This is a genomic window from Eilatimonas milleporae, assembly GCF_003688555.1.
In the GTDB taxonomy this organism is placed as follows: Bacteria; Pseudomonadota; Alphaproteobacteria; order Sphingomonadales; family Kordiimonadaceae; genus Eilatimonas; species Eilatimonas milleporae.
Genome location: NZ_REFR01000014.1, coordinates 99,028 through 118,213, shown reverse-complemented (window position 1 = coordinate 118,213; position 19,186 = coordinate 99,028). Strand labels below are relative to the sequence as shown.

At 62.3% G+C, this 19,186-nt stretch carries 18 protein-coding genes; 7 read left to right on the top strand and 11 right to left on the bottom strand.

The window, feature by feature from the left end:
* Positions 1 to 24: 24 nt before the first annotated feature.
* Positions 25 to 1,230, top strand: coding sequence for a serine hydrolase domain-containing protein (locus BXY39_RS15220; protein ID WP_121939747.1), 1,206 nt, complete (start codon positions 25 to 27; stop codon positions 1,228 to 1,230).
* A gap of 503 nt (positions 1,231 to 1,733) precedes the next feature.
* Here the strand turns inward: BXY39_RS15220 and BXY39_RS15215 are convergent.
* From BXY39_RS15215 to BXY39_RS15200, 4 genes are all read right to left on the bottom strand, one after another.
* Complete coding sequence (locus BXY39_RS15215) at positions 1,734 to 2,162, bottom strand: hypothetical protein (protein ID WP_121939746.1); 429 nt, start codon at positions 2,160 to 2,162, stop codon at positions 1,734 to 1,736.
* Positions 2,163 to 2,331: 169 nt separating this feature from the next.
* Entirely contained in the window at positions 2,332 to 3,546 is a 1,215-nt protein-coding gene (gene dapE / locus BXY39_RS15210; RefSeq protein ID WP_121939745.1) for a succinyl-diaminopimelate desuccinylase, read from the bottom strand.
* 5 nt (positions 3,547 to 3,551) lie between these two features.
* Positions 3,552 to 4,397: a 2,3,4,5-tetrahydropyridine-2,6-dicarboxylate N-succinyltransferase gene (dapD, locus tag BXY39_RS15205; protein WP_121939744.1), complete on the bottom strand. Its 846-nt coding sequence runs from the start codon at positions 4,395 to 4,397 to the stop codon at positions 3,552 to 3,554.
* Between the two features lie 306 nt (positions 4,398 to 4,703).
* Positions 4,704 to 5,447: a pyrimidine 5'-nucleotidase gene (locus tag BXY39_RS15200; RefSeq protein WP_121939743.1), complete on the bottom strand. Its 744-nt coding sequence runs from the start codon at positions 5,445 to 5,447 to the stop codon at positions 4,704 to 4,706.
* A 234-nt stretch (positions 5,448 to 5,681) separates the two neighbouring features.
* On the opposite strand from BXY39_RS15200, the gene BXY39_RS15195 reads away from it, so the two are divergent.
* Together BXY39_RS15195 and BXY39_RS15190 are read left to right on the top strand one after the other, a co-directional pair.
* On the top strand, positions 5,682 to 7,358 hold the full coding sequence (locus BXY39_RS15195) for a sensor domain-containing diguanylate cyclase (RefSeq protein WP_170163877.1): 1,677 nt from the start codon (positions 5,682 to 5,684) through the stop codon (positions 7,356 to 7,358).
* A gap of 41 nt (positions 7,359 to 7,399) precedes the next feature.
* The gene (locus tag BXY39_RS15190; RefSeq protein WP_147453605.1) at positions 7,400 to 8,671 is read left to right on the top strand and encodes a DUF2336 domain-containing protein; all 1,272 of its coding nucleotides are present in this window, start codon (positions 7,400 to 7,402) and stop codon (positions 8,669 to 8,671) included.
* 66 nt (positions 8,672 to 8,737) lie between these two features.
* Here BXY39_RS15190 and argB read toward each other — a convergent pair whose 3' ends face one another.
* Entirely contained in the window at positions 8,738 to 9,640 is a 903-nt protein-coding gene (argB, locus tag BXY39_RS15185) for an acetylglutamate kinase (RefSeq protein WP_121939740.1), read from the bottom strand.
* Positions 9,641 to 9,892: 252 nt separating this feature from the next.
* On the opposite strand from argB, the gene BXY39_RS15180 reads away from it, so the two are divergent.
* A complete protein-coding gene (locus tag BXY39_RS15180; protein WP_147453604.1) occupies positions 9,893 to 10,609 on the top strand; it encodes a DUF6134 family protein in 717 nt (238 codons plus the stop codon).
* Complete coding sequence (locus BXY39_RS15175; RefSeq protein WP_121939738.1) at positions 10,610 to 11,359, top strand: SDR family NAD(P)-dependent oxidoreductase; 750 nt, start codon at positions 10,610 to 10,612, stop codon at positions 11,357 to 11,359.
* 33 nt (positions 11,360 to 11,392) lie between these two features.
* Here the strand turns inward: BXY39_RS15175 and BXY39_RS15170 are convergent, their stop codons facing one another.
* The 5 genes from BXY39_RS15170 to BXY39_RS15150 form a co-directional block, all read right to left on the bottom strand.
* Positions 11,393 to 11,935, bottom strand: coding sequence for a DUF3833 domain-containing protein (locus BXY39_RS15170; RefSeq protein ID WP_121939737.1), 543 nt, complete (start codon positions 11,933 to 11,935; stop codon positions 11,393 to 11,395).
* Between the two features lie 36 nt (positions 11,936 to 11,971).
* Positions 11,972 to 13,216: an SAM-dependent methyltransferase gene (locus tag BXY39_RS15165; protein ID WP_121939736.1), complete on the bottom strand. Its 1,245-nt coding sequence runs from the start codon at positions 13,214 to 13,216 to the stop codon at positions 11,972 to 11,974.
* Positions 13,213 to 14,052, bottom strand: a complete 840-nt coding sequence (locus BXY39_RS15160; RefSeq protein WP_121939735.1) for a DUF1365 domain-containing protein — start codon at positions 14,050 to 14,052, stop codon at positions 13,213 to 13,215. The genes BXY39_RS15165 and BXY39_RS15160 overlap by 4 nt, the downstream gene beginning before the upstream one ends.
* A complete protein-coding gene (locus BXY39_RS15155) occupies positions 14,049 to 15,395 on the bottom strand; it encodes an NAD(P)/FAD-dependent oxidoreductase (protein WP_211332281.1) in 1,347 nt (448 codons plus the stop codon). Before BXY39_RS15155 ends, BXY39_RS15160 begins: the two co-directional genes overlap by 4 nt.
* A gap of 138 nt (positions 15,396 to 15,533) precedes the next feature.
* A complete protein-coding gene (locus BXY39_RS15150) occupies positions 15,534 to 16,172 on the bottom strand; it encodes a cation efflux transmembrane domain-containing protein (protein ID WP_121939734.1) in 639 nt (212 codons plus the stop codon).
* Positions 16,173 to 16,337: 165 nt separating this feature from the next.
* On the opposite strand from BXY39_RS15150, the gene BXY39_RS15145 reads away from it, so the two are divergent.
* Entirely contained in the window at positions 16,338 to 17,453 is a 1,116-nt protein-coding gene (locus BXY39_RS15145) for a succinylglutamate desuccinylase/aspartoacylase family protein (protein ID WP_170163876.1), read from the top strand.
* A 113-nt stretch (positions 17,454 to 17,566) separates the two neighbouring features.
* Positions 17,567 to 18,655 (top strand): ferrochelatase, encoded by a 1,089-nt coding sequence (hemH, locus tag BXY39_RS15140; RefSeq protein ID WP_245999293.1) that lies wholly within the window; start codon positions 17,567 to 17,569, stop codon positions 18,653 to 18,655.
* Positions 18,656 to 18,711: 56 nt separating this feature from the next.
* On the opposite strand, the gene BXY39_RS19400 is transcribed toward hemH, so the two are convergent.
* On the bottom strand, positions 18,712 to 19,158 hold the full coding sequence (locus BXY39_RS19400; RefSeq protein ID WP_281270023.1) for a copper chaperone PCu(A)C: 447 nt from the start codon (positions 19,156 to 19,158) through the stop codon (positions 18,712 to 18,714).
* Positions 19,159 to 19,186 lie beyond the last annotated feature (28 nt).

The window sequence follows — 19,186 nt, the reverse complement described above, 5'->3', positions numbered from 1 at the left end:
CCTGCGTGAAAGCAAAGGTGGGTCATGAAGCGTTTTCTCTTATCCGTGGTTCCGTTATCCGTTGTCCTGATCGCCTGTTGCGGCGGCGTCGCCGGTGGCGGATCACCGCAAAATGAAGAGGCGCCCGGCGCGCCCGAGGGCACGGCAGAGCAAGCGGGGCTTTCTTGGCGGGATATTCCCGTTCTCGACCAAGCCTTTATCGATACGGCCCCGGCAGAGAGAAACGACGGGCTTGTGGTGGGTACGCTTGGTGCTGACGGCGGTGACGAAGCCATGGTTGTTCAGCTGGCCACCGAGATCGGCGACGGTCGGTATGGGAATTACGACAGCTTTCTCATCACCCATAAGGGCAAGCTGGTTTTTGAATCCTATTACCGACGGGGGCGTATCAATCTTCCCCATTCGCAAGCGTCGGCCACGAAAGGTCACACCGCCCTGATTCTCGGCCGGGCCCTTCAGCTCGGCTATTTGTCCATGGATGACCTGGACAAGCCGCTTATCGGCTTTCTTGACGACCTTGATGAGACAAAACTTGTGGCGGGCGCGGAGAAAATCACGCTGCACAAGGCGCTGACCATGCAAGGGGGCCTTAGTGTCAGCGACGAGACATGGCAAGAGCTTCGGCAAAACCCCGATGCCATCAAAGGCCAGCTTTTTATCCAGGCCCTGCTGGAACGGAGCGGGCCGATCACCGACGAAGCGCAGACCTATTTGTACGGCAATTTCAATCCCATGCTGGTGATGGCGGTTATTGATGCCGTCGTTCCGGGCACGGCCCGGGATTTTATCAAGGATGAAGTTCTCGGAAAACTGGGCATCACGGATTATCGCTGGCGAGACCATATCAGTGGCCTACCCGAAGCGGGGTGGCGCGTGCGCATGATGTCAAGAGACATGCTCAAACTGGGCCTTCTCGTCCTCAACGAAGGCAAATGGAACGGCGAGCAGCTCATCCCTGCCGCATATCTCGAAAAAGCCACCAGCGGTCTCGTCAAACCAACGCAAGACTGGATGCCTGACGAGTACCGCTACGGGTATTTCTGGTATCACGCCCCCCTTTCCGTGGGCGGCGACACCTATGATGCCAGCTTCGCCTGGGGCGGCGGCGGACAACGTGTCATTGTCGTCGATGACCTTGATCTGACGATGGTGATCACCGGCCATGACCGTGAAGACGACACCATCATGGCCCAGATCATCGAGAAGGTTCTACCGGGGTTTGTGGAATAACCGGGGTTTGTTGAATAAAAGGCGTCCACAGATCTCCATGTCGGCAGGATATGGGTCGGCAGGATATGGGTCGGCAGGATATGGGTCGGCAGGATATGGGTCGGCAGGATATGGGATCCGTGGACGCTGGATTTCATGTGTTTCAGGACCGCTTAAGAACACGGTCGCAGCTAGCGGTCTCCGGCCCTTGGCAGAGACCTCCGATGTGCGAAAGCGCGACACAATCAGCGCCCTCCATCCGCATTTGGCCGACGCACGGCTCCGATAAAAAACCGTTCCCGTTTGCCCGAGCTTTCCCTGCAAGCATGCTACATGCCCCGATGCGGCCTTGGTGAAGAGCGGCCCAGGGCATCCGACCATGACTGACTGGTCAGTCATGGGGTGTCCGGTGACCTGCGGGCATGCGGCCACCCCGGTCCGACGGCGGCGCAATGGCGCGGCCCCGAACTGACTGGTCAGTCAGTCCGGGCTTCAGGCATTCCAGGCTTAAGGCATCCCAAACTTCAGTCATCCCAATCGGCGATGTCGTCGAAGGCATGGCTTTTGCGCTTGCGGACCATGGCGGCGGCAAATGATTCGGTCTCGGTCATACCGTTGAGCGACGATGCGATTCCCTTCACATCGCCGATGCTGCGGAAAATGACATAGTCGGTGGCCTCGTCATATTCCGCGAGATAGAAGCGTCCGCTGTACTGCTTGTCCACCCCCTGGATGGACAGGGACAATTGCGCGCGGTTTTCGCTGATTTCATTCAAAAAGCGCCGCTGGCTGTCGCCGGCGGGGCGGATCGCGCCCATGACGACAAGCTGATGACGGTCCATGAAATGCGGCATGACCGAGTCCTCGTCGACCGTTCCGACCGTCATCTGAGGAATGTTGCGCCCGAATGTGGCCGTGTTGACCAAGTCTATGGAATACCTGTCGTTACTCACCTGTGGCCTCGATTCTTGTCATTTGCCCATGCCCGCGAATCTAGGTGGAAGAGGTGAAAAAAGATTTGTCAAAAGGCGACAATTTTAGAAGTCGTTTCAGGAATTTGGATGTGAAAGGCCGGATCTGACCGTGGGGTGGCCGTGGGCAGGCCGTATTGCTGTCGTAAGTCTATCCGGCAAGACGGCGGATAACCGCCAGATATATATCGCCGAGGGCTTCGATATCGCCGACGGCGACGTGTTCGTCCACTTTGTGCATGGTCGCCCCGACCAGCCCGAATTCCACGACCGGACACATAGTCTTGATGAAGCGCGCATCCGATGTGCCGCCCGTGGTGGACAGGGCCGGCCTGCGGCCAAGCCGGTTTTCCACCGCGTCGGCGACCGCTTCGGCCAGGCCGCAGGGCGGTGTCAGGAAACTGTCCCCGGACAGCCACCAGTCAACGCCGTAAGCGACGCCGGCACTGTCCATGCGCCGCGTCAGTTCCCGCCGCAGGGACTGGGGGGTGAATTCATTGTTGAAGCGGACGTTGAAGCGGGCCCGTGCCTGTGACGGGATGACATTGTGGCTGTCATTGCCCACATGCACGTCGACAATTTCCAGATTGGAGGGCTCGAAACTGTCATTGCCGGCGTCGAGAGGGGCGGTCTCCAGCGCGGCGAGAAGTTTCACAAGGTCGGGGATCGGATTGTGCGCCCGGTGGGGGTAGGCGACATGCCCCTGTGTGCCCTCGACGGTGATGGTTCCGTGCAGACTGCCGCGCCGGCCCACCTTGATCATGTCGCCCATTTCGGACGGGTTGGTCGGTTCGCCGACCACACAATAATCCAGCGTTTCCCCGCGCTGTCGCAGCCAGTCGAGCACCTTGACCGTGCCGTTGACGGCCGGGCCCTCCTCGTCCCCGGTGATCAGCAGCGACAGGGACCCTTTCACGGGTGTGCCGGTGTCCTCCAGGCGGCGCGCGACGGCGGCGATAAAGGCGGCAATCGCCCCTTTCATATCGGCCGCCCCGCGCCCGTACAGACGGCCGGCGCGGATTTCCGCGGCGAAGGGGGCGGCGCTCCACTGTTCAACCGCGCCGACGGGCACCACATCCGTATGCCCGGCAAAGCAGAGATGCGGGTGCCCCGCGCCCAGGCGGGCATAGAGATTGGGCACCGGGGCGGTGCCGTCCTCCGCGAAGGTCAGGCGGTGGCAGTCAAACCCCATGGGCCCGAGAAGCCGTTCGATCAGGTCCAGCGTATCGCCAGGGTCCGGTGTGACGCTTTCAATCCGGATCAGGTCCCGCGCCAGTGTAACCGGGTCGAGAGGGGTAACCGGGTCGAGAGGGGACACTGGGTCGAGACCTGTCGCCGTCGGGGGAGTCGAGCCTTTGCGTTCCATCACGCTCAGTCGCGCAGCAGGTCGTTGATGGAGGTTTTCGACCGGGTTTTCGCGTCCACCCGTTTCACGATGACGGCACAGTACAGGCCCGGCCCCGGTGTGCCGTCGGCCATGGGTCTGCCCGGCAGGGTGCCGGGCACGACAACGCTGTAGGCGGGGACCCGGCCCATATGGATGTCGCCGGTCTCCCGGTCGACAATCCTGGTCGAGGCGCCGAGATAGACCCCCATGGAAATGACCGCGCCTTTTTCGACCCGCACCCCTTCGGCGACTTCGGAGCGTGCGCCGATAAAGCAATCATCCTCGATGATGACGGGCCCGGCCTGGAGCGGTTCGAGAACGCCGCCGATACCGGCGCCGCCCGAAATATGGACGTTTTCGCCGATCTGGGCGCAGCTGCCCACGGTGGCCCAGGTGTCCACCATCGTCCCGCCGCCGACATGGGCGCCGAGATTGACGAAGCTGGGCATCAGGACGGCGCCCTTGCCGATATGGGCCGAGCGGCGCACGATGGCGCCCGGCACGGCGCGGAAGCCGGCGTTTTGGAAATCCTGCCCGGTCCAGCCGTCGAATTTGCTGGGCACCTTGTCCCACCAGCGGCCGGCCTCGCCCGGGCCGCCCGGTATCAGGGCCATGTCATTGAGGCGAAAGCTCAACAGGACCGCTTTTTTCAGCCATTGATGCACGGTCCAGTCCTGTCCGTCAGGGCTGGCGACACGGACCGCGCCGCTGTCCAGAAGGTCCAGAACCGTATCCACGGCGTCGCGGATTTCGCCGCCGGTGGCGGCGGACAGGGTTTCGCGGTCTTCGAAGGCGCGGTCGATAACGGTTTGCAGGTCGCTGTGGGTCATTGCTGATGTCATCCTGGATATATGGCTGGATATACTGGCTGCATATTGGTCCGGCTATTGGCCCGCATACTCGGCCAAAATACTGTCCTGTCCGTGGGCCTGGCTGTTGGCATGTCTGGGGGCGCCGACAATAGCGGAGCGGCGCGGCGTGTCAAATGCCATCCCCGCCATCCGGAAAATGTGCCGTCCGGAAAATGCGTCCTTGGGCCGGTCCCTGGCGTGCCGGCCCTGGGTGTGGCGGTCCCGTGTGTCGCGGTCCTGGGTGTACCAGTCTGGGGCGGTTGCGGGCCGTGGGCCCGGCCGTGCCTATTTTACGACGGTATCGAGCCAGGCGCTGAGGCTGCTGATTTCGGTGTGAATGATATCCGGGTCATGGCCCTTGCGGCCCCACGGACTGCCGGTGTTGATCCAGACGGTCCGCATGCCCATGGCGTGGGCCGGTTTCAGATTGCAGGCCATATCCTCGACCATGACCGCCTTTCGCGGGTTTACGCCGTGGCGGGTGACGAAACGCTCATAGGTTTCGCTGTGGGGTTTGGGCCTCAGGTCCGCGTCCAGAATGTCGAAAATGCCGTCGAACTGGTCGGCGATGCCGAGCCGGTCGAGAACCTTTTCCGCGTAAGGCCGGTCGGCATTGGTGAAGATGATCTTCGGGGCGTCCAGCCGTTGCAGGGCGTCCCGCAGGCGGTCGTCGCGGGGAATGGGGGAAAAGTCGATGTCGTGGACAGCGTGCAGATAATCATGCGGGTCCACATCGTGGTTGGTCATCAGGCCGTTCAGCGTCGTCCCGTAGCGGACCAGATAGTCCTTCTGGACCGCGCGGGCCTCGGCCGGCGTTTTTCCCAAAAGGTCCGCCACATAGGTGCCGATGTTGCGGTCGACCTGATCGAAAAGCGCGCATTCCGCCGGATACAGGGTGTTGTCGAGATCGAAAACCCAGACGTCCACCCTATCCTGCAAGGCCTCGTCCTGGGCGTGGGGCGGGGCGTGTGGCTGGGCGTGGGGCGGGGTATCCTTTTCGCGGGGGGGTGTGGTGTCCGTCACGGTCATCAAGGCTCCGAAATATCACTTTGCACAGTCCGCCACACGTGTCTGCGGGGTGCGCTGGCAATGCCCATGCCGGTATGGTTTAGTCGGCGTGGGCATTTGGTGTTTATCATGATTTAGGGGAAAGACACCGGATTTCGAGGAAGGACACGGGCAGTCCGGCACCGGTGCGGGCCGGGAGCGGTGTCCGCACCGTGCGCTGTTTAACGGGACCGGTCCGGCCGGATGGCGATTTTTATGGTACGGAAAAGCATTTCAACGGTGTTTCAGGGCCGCCCTGACAAGGGCGCGGAGGACGGCGGCCTGTCCGCGGCCCATACCATCGCGCTCAAAATCGACGGCAGGGACCGGATCACCGACAGGTCGCCCGCCTCGGCCCGTCTGGCCGGGTTCTGGGAGGCGGGCTATCCCGCCCTGAAAGATCTGGTGGCGGGCGCCCGCCGCGCCCCCGGCGTTCCGGTGGAAAGCCGTCTGTCCATGCCGGACGGCGCCGGCCTGTGGGCCGTTGCCGTGACACTGCCGGACGCCACGCTGCTTGTCGCCAACGACACGACGCTGAGCGACACGGTGACGGGCGCGCTGATCGACAGCCGGGAACTGTTGAAAGCCCTGCTGGACGAAGCCGTCGATCTTGCTTTCGAGGTTGACGGCGAAGGGCGGTTCCGTTTCCTGACACCGGCAAGCGTCTGGGGGTTCGAGACCGAGGCGTGGCTTGGCAAGGATGCCACGCAGCTGTTCTGGGCGTCCGGGACCAGTCCGGCCCGCAACCCCTTTTTCAGCGATGTCCGGACCCGCTTTGAACAGGTGGCCGTCTGGCCGGACGGGGTTGGACGGCGCTGGGTCGATATCAGCGTGCAGCCGCTGCACGGCGAGGACGGCGGCGCCAGGACCGGCGTGCGGGGCACGGTGCATGATGTGACGGAACAGGTTGTGCGGGCGCGCGAAACCCGGCTGACCAATCTGCGCCTGTCCATACAGGAACGCCTGACCCACATTCTGACCGCCGTGGACAGTGCCGACGACCTTCTGGAAAAGGCGGCGGGGGCCGTCCGCGACCTGCTGCGCGCCGATACGGTTTCGGTTCTGACCGTCAGTGACGGACGTCTGATGCCGGCCTATCTCGACGGGGGCGAGGACGGCGCCGTGGATATCGGGGCCCTGACCCGCGTGTTCGAAAAAAGCCCGGTCGGGGATGCCGTGCCGACCCCCTTCGGTCACGACACGCCGCACGGCGAACAGCTGATCATGCCGCTGGTCAAGGAAGAGCGTCTCGAGGGCCTTGTGATCATCGGCCGCGACACGTCCGTCAGTCCGTGGTCGGATCAGGAGAAGGCCCTGGTGACGGCCATCGGATCCCTGCTGATGGCCGCCCTTGAAAAGGCCAGGCTGATCGACCGTCTGACAACACTGTCGGCGCGGGATGAACTGACCGGTCTGTTGAACCGCCGCGCCTTTACCGATGCCGTTGAGCGCCGCCTGAAGCACCAGCGCCGCACCGGGCAGGCCGGTGTGTTGATTTTTATCGATCTGGACCATTTCAAGGAGGTTAATGATACGCTGGGGCATGCGGCCGGCGACAAGGCCCTGCGTCTGGTGGCCACCCGGATTGCGTCGATGATCCGGTCCAGCGATTATGCCGGCCGCATCGGGGGAGACGAATTCGTGGTCTGGCTTGAGGATATGAGCGAGGAGAACGCGGCCGCAAAGGCGCAAAGCCTGCTGGATGCCATGCCGGCCATCCGCGGGGACCTGGGCGCGCCGGACCTGAAACTGTCGGCATCCATAGGCATCTGCCGGTCCGTGCCGGGGCAGGACATGGTTTTCGCAACCTTGAGCGACCGTGCGGATGCGGCCCTGTACAGTGTGAAGCGGGAGGGACGGAACGGCATTGCTTTTGCCGGGTCCGGGACCTAGGTCCCGGATGGTTCAAGACCAATACCAAAGGGGGTGCCCCTGTGTTTAAGAAAGTGCGCGCGCTTTTCGGAAAAAACGACGCCATGCCCAAGGCGTTGCCGAGCAGACTGACCGAGGACGACGAACAGAATATCCTGGAAAACGGGGATGAGCGCACGCGTGAGCTTCTGGCCGCGCGTGAGGATGCCCGGCCCGAGGTGCTGTATTATCTGGCCGATGACACGTCGCCGGCCGTGCGCCGACAGATCGCGCAAAATCCCGCCACCCCGATCCAGGCGGACGAAAAGCTGACCGACGATGAGGACGCCGATGTGCGCGGGGAACTGGCGCGGAAGATTTCCCGCATCATTCCCGGCCTGCCCAAGGGAGAGACGACCGCCCTGCGGGAAAAGACCATCGGCGTTCTGCAACGCCTGGCCGAGGATCAGCTGCCGAAGGTGCGCGCCATTCTGGCCGAGGAAATCAAATCGTCGAACATCGTCCCGAAGCCGATTGTCGACCGTCTGGCCCGTGACCTGGAAGACCTTGTCTGCGCGCCGATCCTGCAATATTCGCCCCTGCTGAACGACGACGATCTGAGAGAGATCATCGCCGCCGGGGCCAGCAGCCGCGCGCTGGAAGCCATTGCCACCCGCGATGCCGTCAGTGAAGCGGTCGCCGACGATCTGGCCGCGTCGCTGGACATACCGGCGATCGCCGCGCTGCTGACGAACAGCAATGCGCAGATCCGTGAATCCACGCTGGATCAGATCATCGATCAGGCGCAGTCGGTCGAGGACCTGCACCGCCCGCTGGCCCTGCGTCCGCAACTGTCCATCCGGGCGATGAAACGCATTGCCGGCTTCGTCGCCTCCGCGCTGGTGCACAGCATGCTGGAGCAGGCCAAACTTGAAGAGGAACAGGCCGAGGACATTCTGGAACGCGTGCGCGAGCGGATCGCCGATGAACGGGTCGGCGAGGATGAGGAACAGGTGCTGGCGGAACAGGCACGCCATTACCAGGAACGGGGCATGCTGACGGACGATTTTTTCGTCCAGCAGGTGGAGGAGAACCGGCGCGAACTGGTCATCCAGTGCCTGGCCCTGCTGTCCGATCTGCCGGTTCAGGTGGTGCGCAACATCCTGCGGTCAAAAAGCGGCCGGGCGGTGACGGCGCTGGCGTGGAAGGCCGGGCTGACCATGCGCACGGCCTATCAGTTGCAGACCCGGCTGGCGCTGGTGCCGACCGCGCAGCTGCTCAGCGCCAAGGACGGCAGCGACTATCCCATCCCGTATGTGGAACTGGACTGGCATCTCAGCTATTTCACGGAATGACGGCCGGTGCGGCGCCGTCATATCCGTGCGGCGCCGTGACGTTAAGGGCCAGGGCGGTCAGGGCGGTCAGGCACGGATCAGCGTGCCGGCGCCGCGCTCGGTGAACACTTCCAAGAGCATTGCGCGCGAGACGCGCCCGTCGATGATCACGGCCCCGGCGACACCGGCGTCGACCGCCTTCAGACAGGTTTCGACCTTGGGCATCATGCCGCCGGTGATGGTGCCGTCCGCCACAAGGGCGTCGATGTCGGCGTGGTTCAGTTCGGTCATGAGATCGCCGTTCCGGTCAAGAACGCCGGGGACATCGGTCAGCAGAAAGAAGCGGCGCGCGCCAAGCGCGGCGGCAACGGCGCCCGCCATGGTGTCGGCATTGATATTGTAGGTGTGCCCGTCCTCGCCGCTGGCGATGGGCGAAATAACGGGAATGATGCCTGCGTCCACCGACTGGGTGAGGATTTTCGGTTCCACACGGGTGGGGTCGCCGACAAAGCCCAGATCGACCGCCTGTTCGATGTTGGAGCCCGGATCGCGCTTTGTGCGGGTCAGTTTGCTGGCGGTGACCAGATTGCTGTCCTTGCCGGACAGCCCGACGGCACGGCCGCCGGCGGCGTTGATGTCGGCGACAATCCTGTTGCGGATGTTGCCGCAGAGAACCATCTCGGCGATTTCCACCGTATCGGCGCAGGTGACGCGCAGGCCGTCGACGAATTCGCTGTCGATGCGCAGTCTTTTCAGCATGGCGCCGATCTGCGGGCCGCCGCCATGCACCACGACCGGGTGGATGCCGACCTGTTTCAAAAGGACGATGTCCTCGGCGAATTGCTTTGCGAGCGTGTCGTCCCCCATGGCGTGGCCGCCATATTTAATCACAAAGGTTTCCCCGCCGTATTTCTTCATATAGGGCAGGGCCTCTACCAGAACGGCGGCTTTCTTTTGCAGTTTTTTCTTGTTTTGATCCACGATGATCATGACCCCTCGCGACAATGTTGCGTCCGCGCTTGTGATTGTGTGACCGGGACGGCAATAATACCGAACCTGCTCTTTTAGGGGCGCGCGGGCGCAAAGGTCAAACGGAAGACCGTCTCGTGCCGTATGTATACCGTGATGGACACGGACCCGCGACGTTCCTTTTCCCGGCGATCCTTGGCGGGTGTTTTGGCAGGCAGGGTCATCCGCCGCGCCCGGCGCCGCGTATGGTGGATGGTGTGGAGGTCGAAAGTCGTGGGTCCTGTTTCATCGCTGATCGCCGGTCTTATCCTGCTCGGGACAGAGGTCTCCGCGGCCGCGGTCCCGCCCGAAAGCGGTTTTGCCGCCGTGCCGGAACCGGCGCATCAGGCGGCTCTTTATGACGGGCCGATCATTTTCGACGTGATCCGCAAGGGCAAGAAAATCGGAGAACATGTCACCCGTTTCGAACCGGCCGACGACGGCCTGCTGGTTGTCAACGATCTGGACCTGAAGGTGAAGGTCCTCTTCATCACCGCGTTCAAGCTGGATTACCATTCCGAAGCGGTGTGGGATGAAAGCGGCCTGAAGCTGCTCGAAGCAAAGGTCAAACAGGGCCGAAAACGCCGGGTGCTGGAAGGCCTGCGGGACGGGGACATTTTTTCCTGGACCACGCCGAAAGGCGAAAGCCTCAGCGCCGACAATCCCGAAACCCTGTATCCCACGGATCACTGGCATGTGGGCGTGGTGGATCAGCACCAGGTCCTGAACACGCTGACCGGTGCCATGGACGATGTGAACATTCGCCCGGTGCAGTGGGAATCCGTGCCCACCGGTACCGGCCCGCGCCGGGCCCTGAAGTATCAGTATGAAGGCGATCTGGACAATCAGGTCTGGTATGACGAGGCCGGGCGCTGGGTCGGGCTGCAGTTCAAGGGCAAGGACGGGTCCACGGTGCGCTATGTCTGCCGTCAGTGCGGAAAGGACGGCTAGATGGCCGTACGGTGGCGGGATGCCTGGATCGTCGGCGGCAGTACCGGCATCGGCGCCGAGGTCGCACGCGCGCTGGCCGCCGACGATATCCCGGTGGTCGTCAGCGCCCGGTCCGCCGACAGGCTGGCCGCCCTGGCCGGCGAAAACGACCGTATCGCCGCCCTGGCGCTGGACGTGGTGGACCGCGCCGCCTGCGAGAGCACTGTCGCCGACATGACGCGGGTCCCCGACCTGGTGATCCTGAATGCCGCCGTTTACGAGCCCATGTATCTGGACACCTTCGACGCGGAAAAAGCGGCCTGGATGATGCGTGTCAATTATGAGGGCATCGTCAATGTCCTGGCGCCGCTTGCGCGCAGGCTGGCGGACGAGCGGCGCGGACATATCGCCATTGTCGCCTCGCCGTCGGGGTATCGCGGCCTGCCGGGGGCGGCCGGGTACGGTCCGACCAAGGCGGCGCTGATCAATCTGGCCGAATCCCTCCATAACGAGCTGGCACAGGCGGGGGTGAGGCTCTCGATCGTCAATCCCGGTTTCGTCCGGACGCGCTTGACGGACAGGAATGATTTTTCCATGCCGCAGCTTCTGGAACCGGAGGACGCCGCGCGCAGGATCATCGCCGGGCTGAAGGCCGGCAAATGGGATGTGGCCTTCCCCTGGCCCTTTGTGGGGGCGCTGAAATTTCTCAGTATCCTGCCGGGAAGGGTTTATTTCGCGATCACGAAAAAACTGATCCGGTCGCAGGATTAGAATGGGAAAGGATCAGGGTAGGGGGATTAGGCTTTAAGAGCCGGCGTCCACCTTGCGGAAGGATATGGTGACGCTGCCGACATGGAAACCGAACTTGCTGAGGCGCGCCCGGTTCAGCAGAACGCCGTCTTCCTGCAGGAACATCCAGTCGTCGAAGCGCAGCCTGATGGTATCGCCGTCTCCCGTGTCCAGGTCCAGAAGGTATTTCCAGTTCAACGCATTGCCGGCGATGCGGCCCTCGGCCTCGCCCACCACATCGGCGGCGGTGCCCACATAGGATGCCGGGCCCGTGCGCCGGATACGCCATGTGCGCTGTTCCTTCCGGCCCGAGGCATAGGAAAAATCCTCGTCCAGAACCAGGGTGTCGCCCTCCATCGTGCCGACGATGTCGACGGTAAATTCCGCCTTGATATTGCCGCCGCGGTCTTCGAACAGGCCGTACGCCCGTGTCTGCCCCAGAAAATATTCTTCCAGTTCAAAAACCGGCTGACGGTCGGCGAAGTCTTCGATCTTCATGGATGCACATCCCATCAGCGTCCAGACGATCATGAACACGCCCAACATCCGTGCTGTCATTGCTTTGGTCCTCTGGAATACTTTTCTCAGGGAATATTACGCGGCCGGGTGGCCGTTCGGTTCAGGCCTGAGGCGATAAATCGCCACATCGATGCTGCCCGCGTCGAAACCGGCCTCGCAATATGTCAGATAATACAGCCACATGCGGCGGAACCTTTCGTCGAATCCCAGATCGACCAGCCTGGGCCAGGCCGCGTCGAAGCGGTCGCGCCAGCGCCGCAATGTTTCCGCATAGGATCGGCCGAAGGTCAGGGTTTTGTCGATGACCAGACCGGCGGCCTCGGCCGCTGCTTGGAAGCGTTCGGGGCTGGGCAGCATACCGCCCGGGAAAATGTAGCGCTGAATGAAATCGGCGCCACCGCGGTAGCGTTTGAACCTGTCTTCCTCGATCGTGATGACCTGGACCGTGGCCATGCCGCCCGGTTTCAGTCTTTTGCGGATGGTGTCGAAGAAAACCGGCCATTGACGCTCGCCGATGGCCTCGAACATTTCAATGGAGGCGATTCGGTCATACAGCCCGCCGGTGTCGCGGTAGTCCTGAAAACGGATTGCCTCGGGCGCGCCGAGTGCTGTCAGGCGTGTCTTGGCGAAGTCATGCTGGGCGCGGGAAATTGTGATGCCCGTGTGTCTGGCGCCGTACTCCCGGACCGCGACCTCGGCAAAGCCGCCCCAGCCGCAGCCGATCTCCAGAACATCCATGCCCGGCGTCAGGTCCAGCCAGTCCGCATGGGTGCGGTATTTGCTGTGCTGCGCCGCTTCGAGGGGGGCGTCCATACGCTCGAACAGGGCCGAGGAATAGGTCATGCTGTCATCCAGCCAGCTTTCATAGAAGCTGTTTCCCAGATCGTAATGGTAGGCGATGTTCCGCTGGGCGCCCCTGCGGCTGTTGGGCCGCATGATGTGATACAGCCTTTGCATGAACCGGCCGACGCGCGGACCCATGGTGCCGCCGGCCAGCGCCCGCTCATTGGCGAGAAACCAATGGAACAGGTCCGTCGGCGACACCATGTCGATCAGGCCGTCCATATAGGCCTCGGCGAAGCCGTTGTGGCCGCCGAAAAACAATTTTTTCAGGGCGCGCCAGTCGCGGATGGCCAGATGGGCGGAAGGGCCCTGTCCGCTGGCCTGTTTTTTCAGGGTGCGGCCGTCCGGCAGGTCGATCCGGATCGCGCCGGTGTCCGCCCTTTGCAGCACCCGGCCGAGCATGGCGGCAAATCGCTGCGCCATGGGCGGGAAGGGTGCGGCGATATCCGGGCCGGTGCGGAATGTGCGGTCACTCATGAATTCTGTTCCCCAATCATTTCAGTGGTATCGGTCTTCACCGGACAGGCCATGCTGGTGCCATGATCATGACGGTCGCCGTGCCTGTATATTTTCAGACCCTTCAGCCACAGGCGCAGGGCATGCCAGTGAATGCCGGCGATCACCTTGAGCGTCATGAGAGGCAGTTTTATGGCGAGGCCGAGAAGATTTCTGTCGGTTAGCGGTCTGCGCCGGGCGGTGAAGGCGGCCGTCAGATGCCCGCCGGATGCGTCTTCGGCGCGGATGGATAGCGCCAGTTTTTCGCCCGGCAGGGCCAGTTTGAAAACATAGCGCCCGTCCACGGACTGAAACGGCGAGACATAAAAGCATTTGTCGGCGCTGTGGGCGGCAATGGTGTCACCGTCCCTGTCACCGTCCACGCGGAACAGGTAATTGTGACGTTCGCCGAAGGTGTTGTGCACCTCATACAGGATGGCGGCCAGCCTGTGCGCCCGGTCGTGGCAGAAATAGACGCACAAGGGATTGAAGACATATCCCAGCATGCGGGGGTAGGCGAGCATGTGGATGCGCCCGCCCTCAAGATCGACACCGTTCTGTCTGAGCAGGCCTGTGATCTGGTCCTTGAGGGAGCGGTCGCCGCCGGTGCCGTAATCGCCGCTGTACAATGAGAACAGATTGAACCGTTCCAGCGAAAGGAAGCGCAGGCGCCGGCTAAGGGCCTCCATCTCGTCAAGGTCGATCAGCAGGGAAAAAACCCTGTAGCGCAGGCCGTGTTTCTTCGGTTTGTGACGCATATGGGTGACGACGCCCTCGTAAAGGGCGCTGTCGGTCCCGTCTGCCGGGACCGCCGTCATTCCGCTGCCCGCCTGAGCGGGGTGTTCGCCTCGGCGAGGGCCATCACCCGGCCGTTTTCGTCCGGTACCCGCCAGGGCCGGGTGACGCCGCCGATCGCCTCGGCCACCGCGAGGCCGCTTTGCACGCCGTCCTCATGGAAGCCATAGCCGAAATGGGCACCGCAGAACCACGTTCGCCGCCCCCCCTGCAGGGACCACAATTCCCGCTGGGCCATCATGGCACGGCTGTCGAACAGGGGGTGCGTGTACTGCGTCTCGTAATGCACCGCGTCCGGCTCATGGACCGGGTTGAGGGTGACGAAAAAATCCTGCTGTCTGCCGATGGGCTGAAGCCGGTTCATCCAGTAGCTGACACAGACCTTTTCGGGGGCGTCAGCACCGTCCTTTTCCCGGAGGGCATTCCAACTGGCCCAGGCCGCCTTGCGGCGCGGCATCAGGGCCGGGTCGCTGTGCAGGACGGCCCGGTTCCGGCTGTATTGAAAAGCGCCGAGCAGGTTCCGCTCATCCTCTGTCGGGTCGTCCAGCATGGCCAGGGCCTGGTCGGCATGGGCGGCGATGACCACATGGTCGAAATCATCCGCGATGCCATCCTGGGTGGTCAGACGGACGGTGCCGGGGCCCCGCGCGATACTGCGGACCGCATGGTTAAGGTGCACGCGCCGTCCAAGGGGTTTGGCCATTTCCGCCACATAGGTTTTCGCACCGCCGACAAGGGTGCGCCACTGTGGCCTGTCCGACAGGTTCAAAAGACCGTGATGATCGAAAAAGCGGGTCAGGGCCGCCAGCGGGAAGTCATCTATCCGGGCATCGCCGGTGGACCATATGGCGGCCGCCATGGGCAGGATGTGATCCTCACGGAAGGCTTTGCCATACCCCTTTTCCGTCAGATAGGCGCCAAGCCTTTGCTGCATGGCGGACGGATGCCGCCCGTCTTCGGCCGCCTCGCGGTAAAACCGCATCAGGTCGCGTATCATCGACCAGAAGCGGGGCCGGACCAGATTGCGTTTCTGCGCCATCAGGCCGTGGATATCGCTGCCGGCATACTCAAACGCCCCGCCGCCGCTGGACACGGAAAAGGACATATCGCTTTTGACGCTGGTCACGCCCAGCGTGTCGAACAAAGGCACAAGATTGGGATAGGTGCGGTCATTGAAAACGATAAATCCCGTATCGATCGCAAGGGGGCCGGCGGCTGTCATGACCGTGACCGTGTTGCTGTGCCCGCCAAGGCGCGTGTCCGCCTCGAACAGATGGACCTCATGGTGTCTGGACAGAAGCCACGCGGCGGACAGGCCGGCGATGCCGGATCCGACAATTGCTATTCGATACTTTGGATGGGTCACACGCAGGATTCCGCAAATGTTACATAACAGGATAAAGGACACGTCGGTCACAGGTACGCGTCCAACCCTGTTATGGATCAGCGGATTTTGGCCCTTCGGGAAGCCTGGCGCAGACCACAGCCCTTTCGGGTGGCGGTGTTATTCGCCCGGCTGGGATATCAGCCGGGCCGACTGCCGTTCGCCATGGGCCTGCCGGACGATGCTGACGGAATTGAGCAGAAACAGGCTTGCCATGAAACCGGCGACAATCAGGTCCGGCCAGCGTGTCCCTGTCAGCCATACCGCCCCGGCGGCGATCAGCACCGCCACATTGCCGATGGCGTCATTGCGGCTGCAAAGCCAGACGGAGCGGACATTTGAGTCCCCATCGCGGAAACGCATCAAAATCAGTACACTGGCCAGATTCGCCACCAGCGCCGCCACGGCAACCGACCCCATGATGGGGGCTGCGGGTTCCGCCAGAACAAAGACCCTGTAGAGTGCGAGACCCAGTACGCCCAACCCCATTACGCTGAGACTGATGCCTTTGATCATCGCGGCGGCCGAGCGGACCATGATGCTGGAGCCGATAACGGCAAGCGACATCGCATAGGTGGCGGTGTCCCCGAGAAAATCGAGGGCGTCGGCCTTGAGCGCCTGCGACGCCCCAACAAATCCCATGGGCATTTCGATCAGAAACATCCCGGCATTGATGGCGATCACGGCCAGAAGCGCCCGTCGAAACGCCGGGTCGCGCCCATCGAAAACCGGTTCATGATGCGCGCATCCTGCGCCCATGCTATGTCTCCCTGTCCTGCCGCAAAACAGCGAACGGCAATAATAATTAAGGCACAGCAAAGGGCTTGCTGGCAAGGTGTTGCGCTCTCTGCCTGACTTGACGGTATCCATACGGGCCGCCACCATATGGCGGTTTTTCAGACAAAGGTTAGATCAAGCTCTTTCATGTTCAGGTCGCTTTTTTTGAGAGTATTTGTCCTGTGGGCGTTGTCTGTCACGACACTGCCGCTGCGCGCTATGGACACACCGCTTCCAGACCCGACGACCATCGTTACGGACCGGATTCCCCACGATACGGGGGACCGGCTTCTCGGGGTGCCTGTTGTCAGCGCTCTGGATTTGAAAAGCCTGTCACCGGGCCGGCATCTTTTTTACGTGCGCGTCGGGGCGCGCAACACGGGCGACCCCGTCCATGTGCCGGTGATCATCCTTAAAGGGGAAAAGCCCGGCCCGAAACTGGCGCTGGCGGCGGGCATACACGGTGATGAGCTGAACGGTATCGCCGTCATCCACCGCCTGACGGCCCGTCTGGACACGGACAGTCTGGCCGGTATTCTGGTGGCGGTGCCGGGTATCAACAGACCGGGCATGATTGCCAACAACCGGCATTTTGTCGGATCCACCGGGGGCGGTTTCATGGTGGACCTGAACCGCAGCCTGCCGGGACGGACCAAGGGGGGCGGACCGGCGGGTCTCTATGCCGGCACGGTGTGGAAAAGGATTTTCAAGGGCCGGTTCGACCTGGCAATCGACCTGCATACCCAAACGCGGGGGCTGGAATATCCCCTGTTCGTGTTTGCCGATTTTGACAATCCACAGGCGGAAAGCCTGGCCCGGGCCCTGATGCCGGACATCATCAAAAAGGACGCCGGAGAAAACGGCACCCTTGAGACAACGCTTCTGGCCAGTGGCGTCCCCGCCGTCACTTTCGAGATCGGTGCCCCGAAACGTTTTCAGGAAACGCTGGTCTCCCGCGCCATTGCTGGCGTGGAAAATGTGATGCGGCTGCGGGGTATGATCGCCGGCACCGTTGTCTACGCGGAAAAACAGCCGGTCATCGGCACCCATTACAGCAATATCTACACGAAAACCGGCGGGATCGCGGTGATCCATGTCGCCCTTTTAGAGGCTGTCGCCAAAGGGCAGCATGTCGCGACCCTTTATGATCCGTTTGGACGCGAAATCGAGCGTTACACGGCACCCCATGCGGGCGCGGTGCTGGCGCTGGCCACCGACCCCTTGCGTGAACCGGGGTCGATGCTGGTGCGTATCCTCAAATAGAACGGACACTCCAAAGCCCAACAGGCTTCTCAGATACATGCTGATTTGTTACAGCCGTCGGACGGTGGCCCCCGTGTTTTGTTCCCTGATGTTTTGTTCAAGGAGACTTGCCAATGGCGTCTGAAACCGACATGCGGACGAAAGCTGTGCCGGATACGGCCTTTGCCACGGTTCCGGCACATGCGCCGGCGGATCATCCCGAAATCGCACAGGGGCGCACGGGGGTGCTGATGATTGCCCTCGGGACACCCGATGCGCCGACATACTGGGCGACCCGGCGCTATCTGGCGGAGTTTCTGTCAGATCCCCGCGTTATCGAGGTGCCGCGTCTGTTGTGGTTGCCGATCCTGCACGGCCCCATCCTGACATTCCGGTCCGCCCGTTCCGCGCGGGCCTATGCCTCCATCTGGAATGAGGACCCTTACGAATCCCCCTTGCGGACCATTACCCGCGCACAGGCGGAAAAGATGCAGGACCGCATGGGCGATACGGTCCATGTGACCTGGGCGTTCCGTTATGGCCAGCCATCGATCGAAACCGGTCTTCAGGCCCTGCGGGAAAAAGGTTGCGACCGGATATTGCTGTTTGCGCTGTATCCCCATTACAGCGCGACGACAAGCGCATCGTCCTACGACAAAGCCTTTGAGGTGCTCGGCCGCATGCGCTGGCAGCCTGCCGTGCGGACAATGCCCCCTTATCACGATGCCGATTTCTTCATCGAGGCCCTGGCCTCGTCGGTGCGCGCGACCACGGCCGGTCTGGACTGGCAGCCGGAACGGATCATCGCGTCCTATCATTCGATACCGCAAGCCTACTGGGACAAGGGTGATCCCTATCCCTGCCAGTGCAAGAAAACGTCCCGCCTGCTGCAACAGGCCCTTGGTCTGGAAGACGGTGTCCTGATGACGACCTATCAGAGCCGGGTCGGGCCGACCAAATGGGTCGGCCCCTACACCGATGAAAGCGTCGAGGCGCTGGCGGCTGACGGTATCAAGCGTATTCTGTTGCTGGCCCCGGCCTTTTCAGCCGATTGTCTGGAAACGCTTGAAGAGCTCAGCATCGAACTGCGGGAAGATTTTCTTGCCGCCGGTGGCACGCATTTCGCCTATGCCCCCTGCCTGAATGACACGGACCCCGGAATGGACGTTCTGGAGCGTCTTGTCCGCCGCGAACTGTCCGGCTGGGTGCCGTCCGGCAGCTAGGAGCTATCGGGCGTCGCCGATGGCTGTTCCCGATCAGGGTGCGGCCTAAGGCGATGTCACGGTCTGCCGGCTGTTACGGGAAGTGTGATATCCCCGCCACCGTCAAAGTTCAGGGTGACTTCGATGACGTCCCCTGCCGACAGGGGAGCGGCAAGGCGGATCAGCATGATATGGTATCCGCCGGGGCTGAGCGACGCGGTTCCACCGGGGGCAATGGGCAGGCGTTCGACCGGCTGCATGCGGGCGATGCCGTTTTCCTCGGATGTCTTGTGAATTTGTACAATTTCGGCGGCGTTGCTGGATGCCCCGATCAGAACCGCTTCCGCGTTACCGGTATTGGCGATTGTCATATATACCGCTGTAGACATGGCGCGCTGGCCTGTCGGACGAACCCAGGCATCCGTTATCGTTATAGTGTCCTGTGTGTCCCCGTAAGTCGCGGGTGCTGAAAAGAGGACGGCGGCAAACAGAAAAAGAGCCGTGATTGTAGCAGGCAGACGCATGACAACCTCTTCATTTGGGGCCGGACCG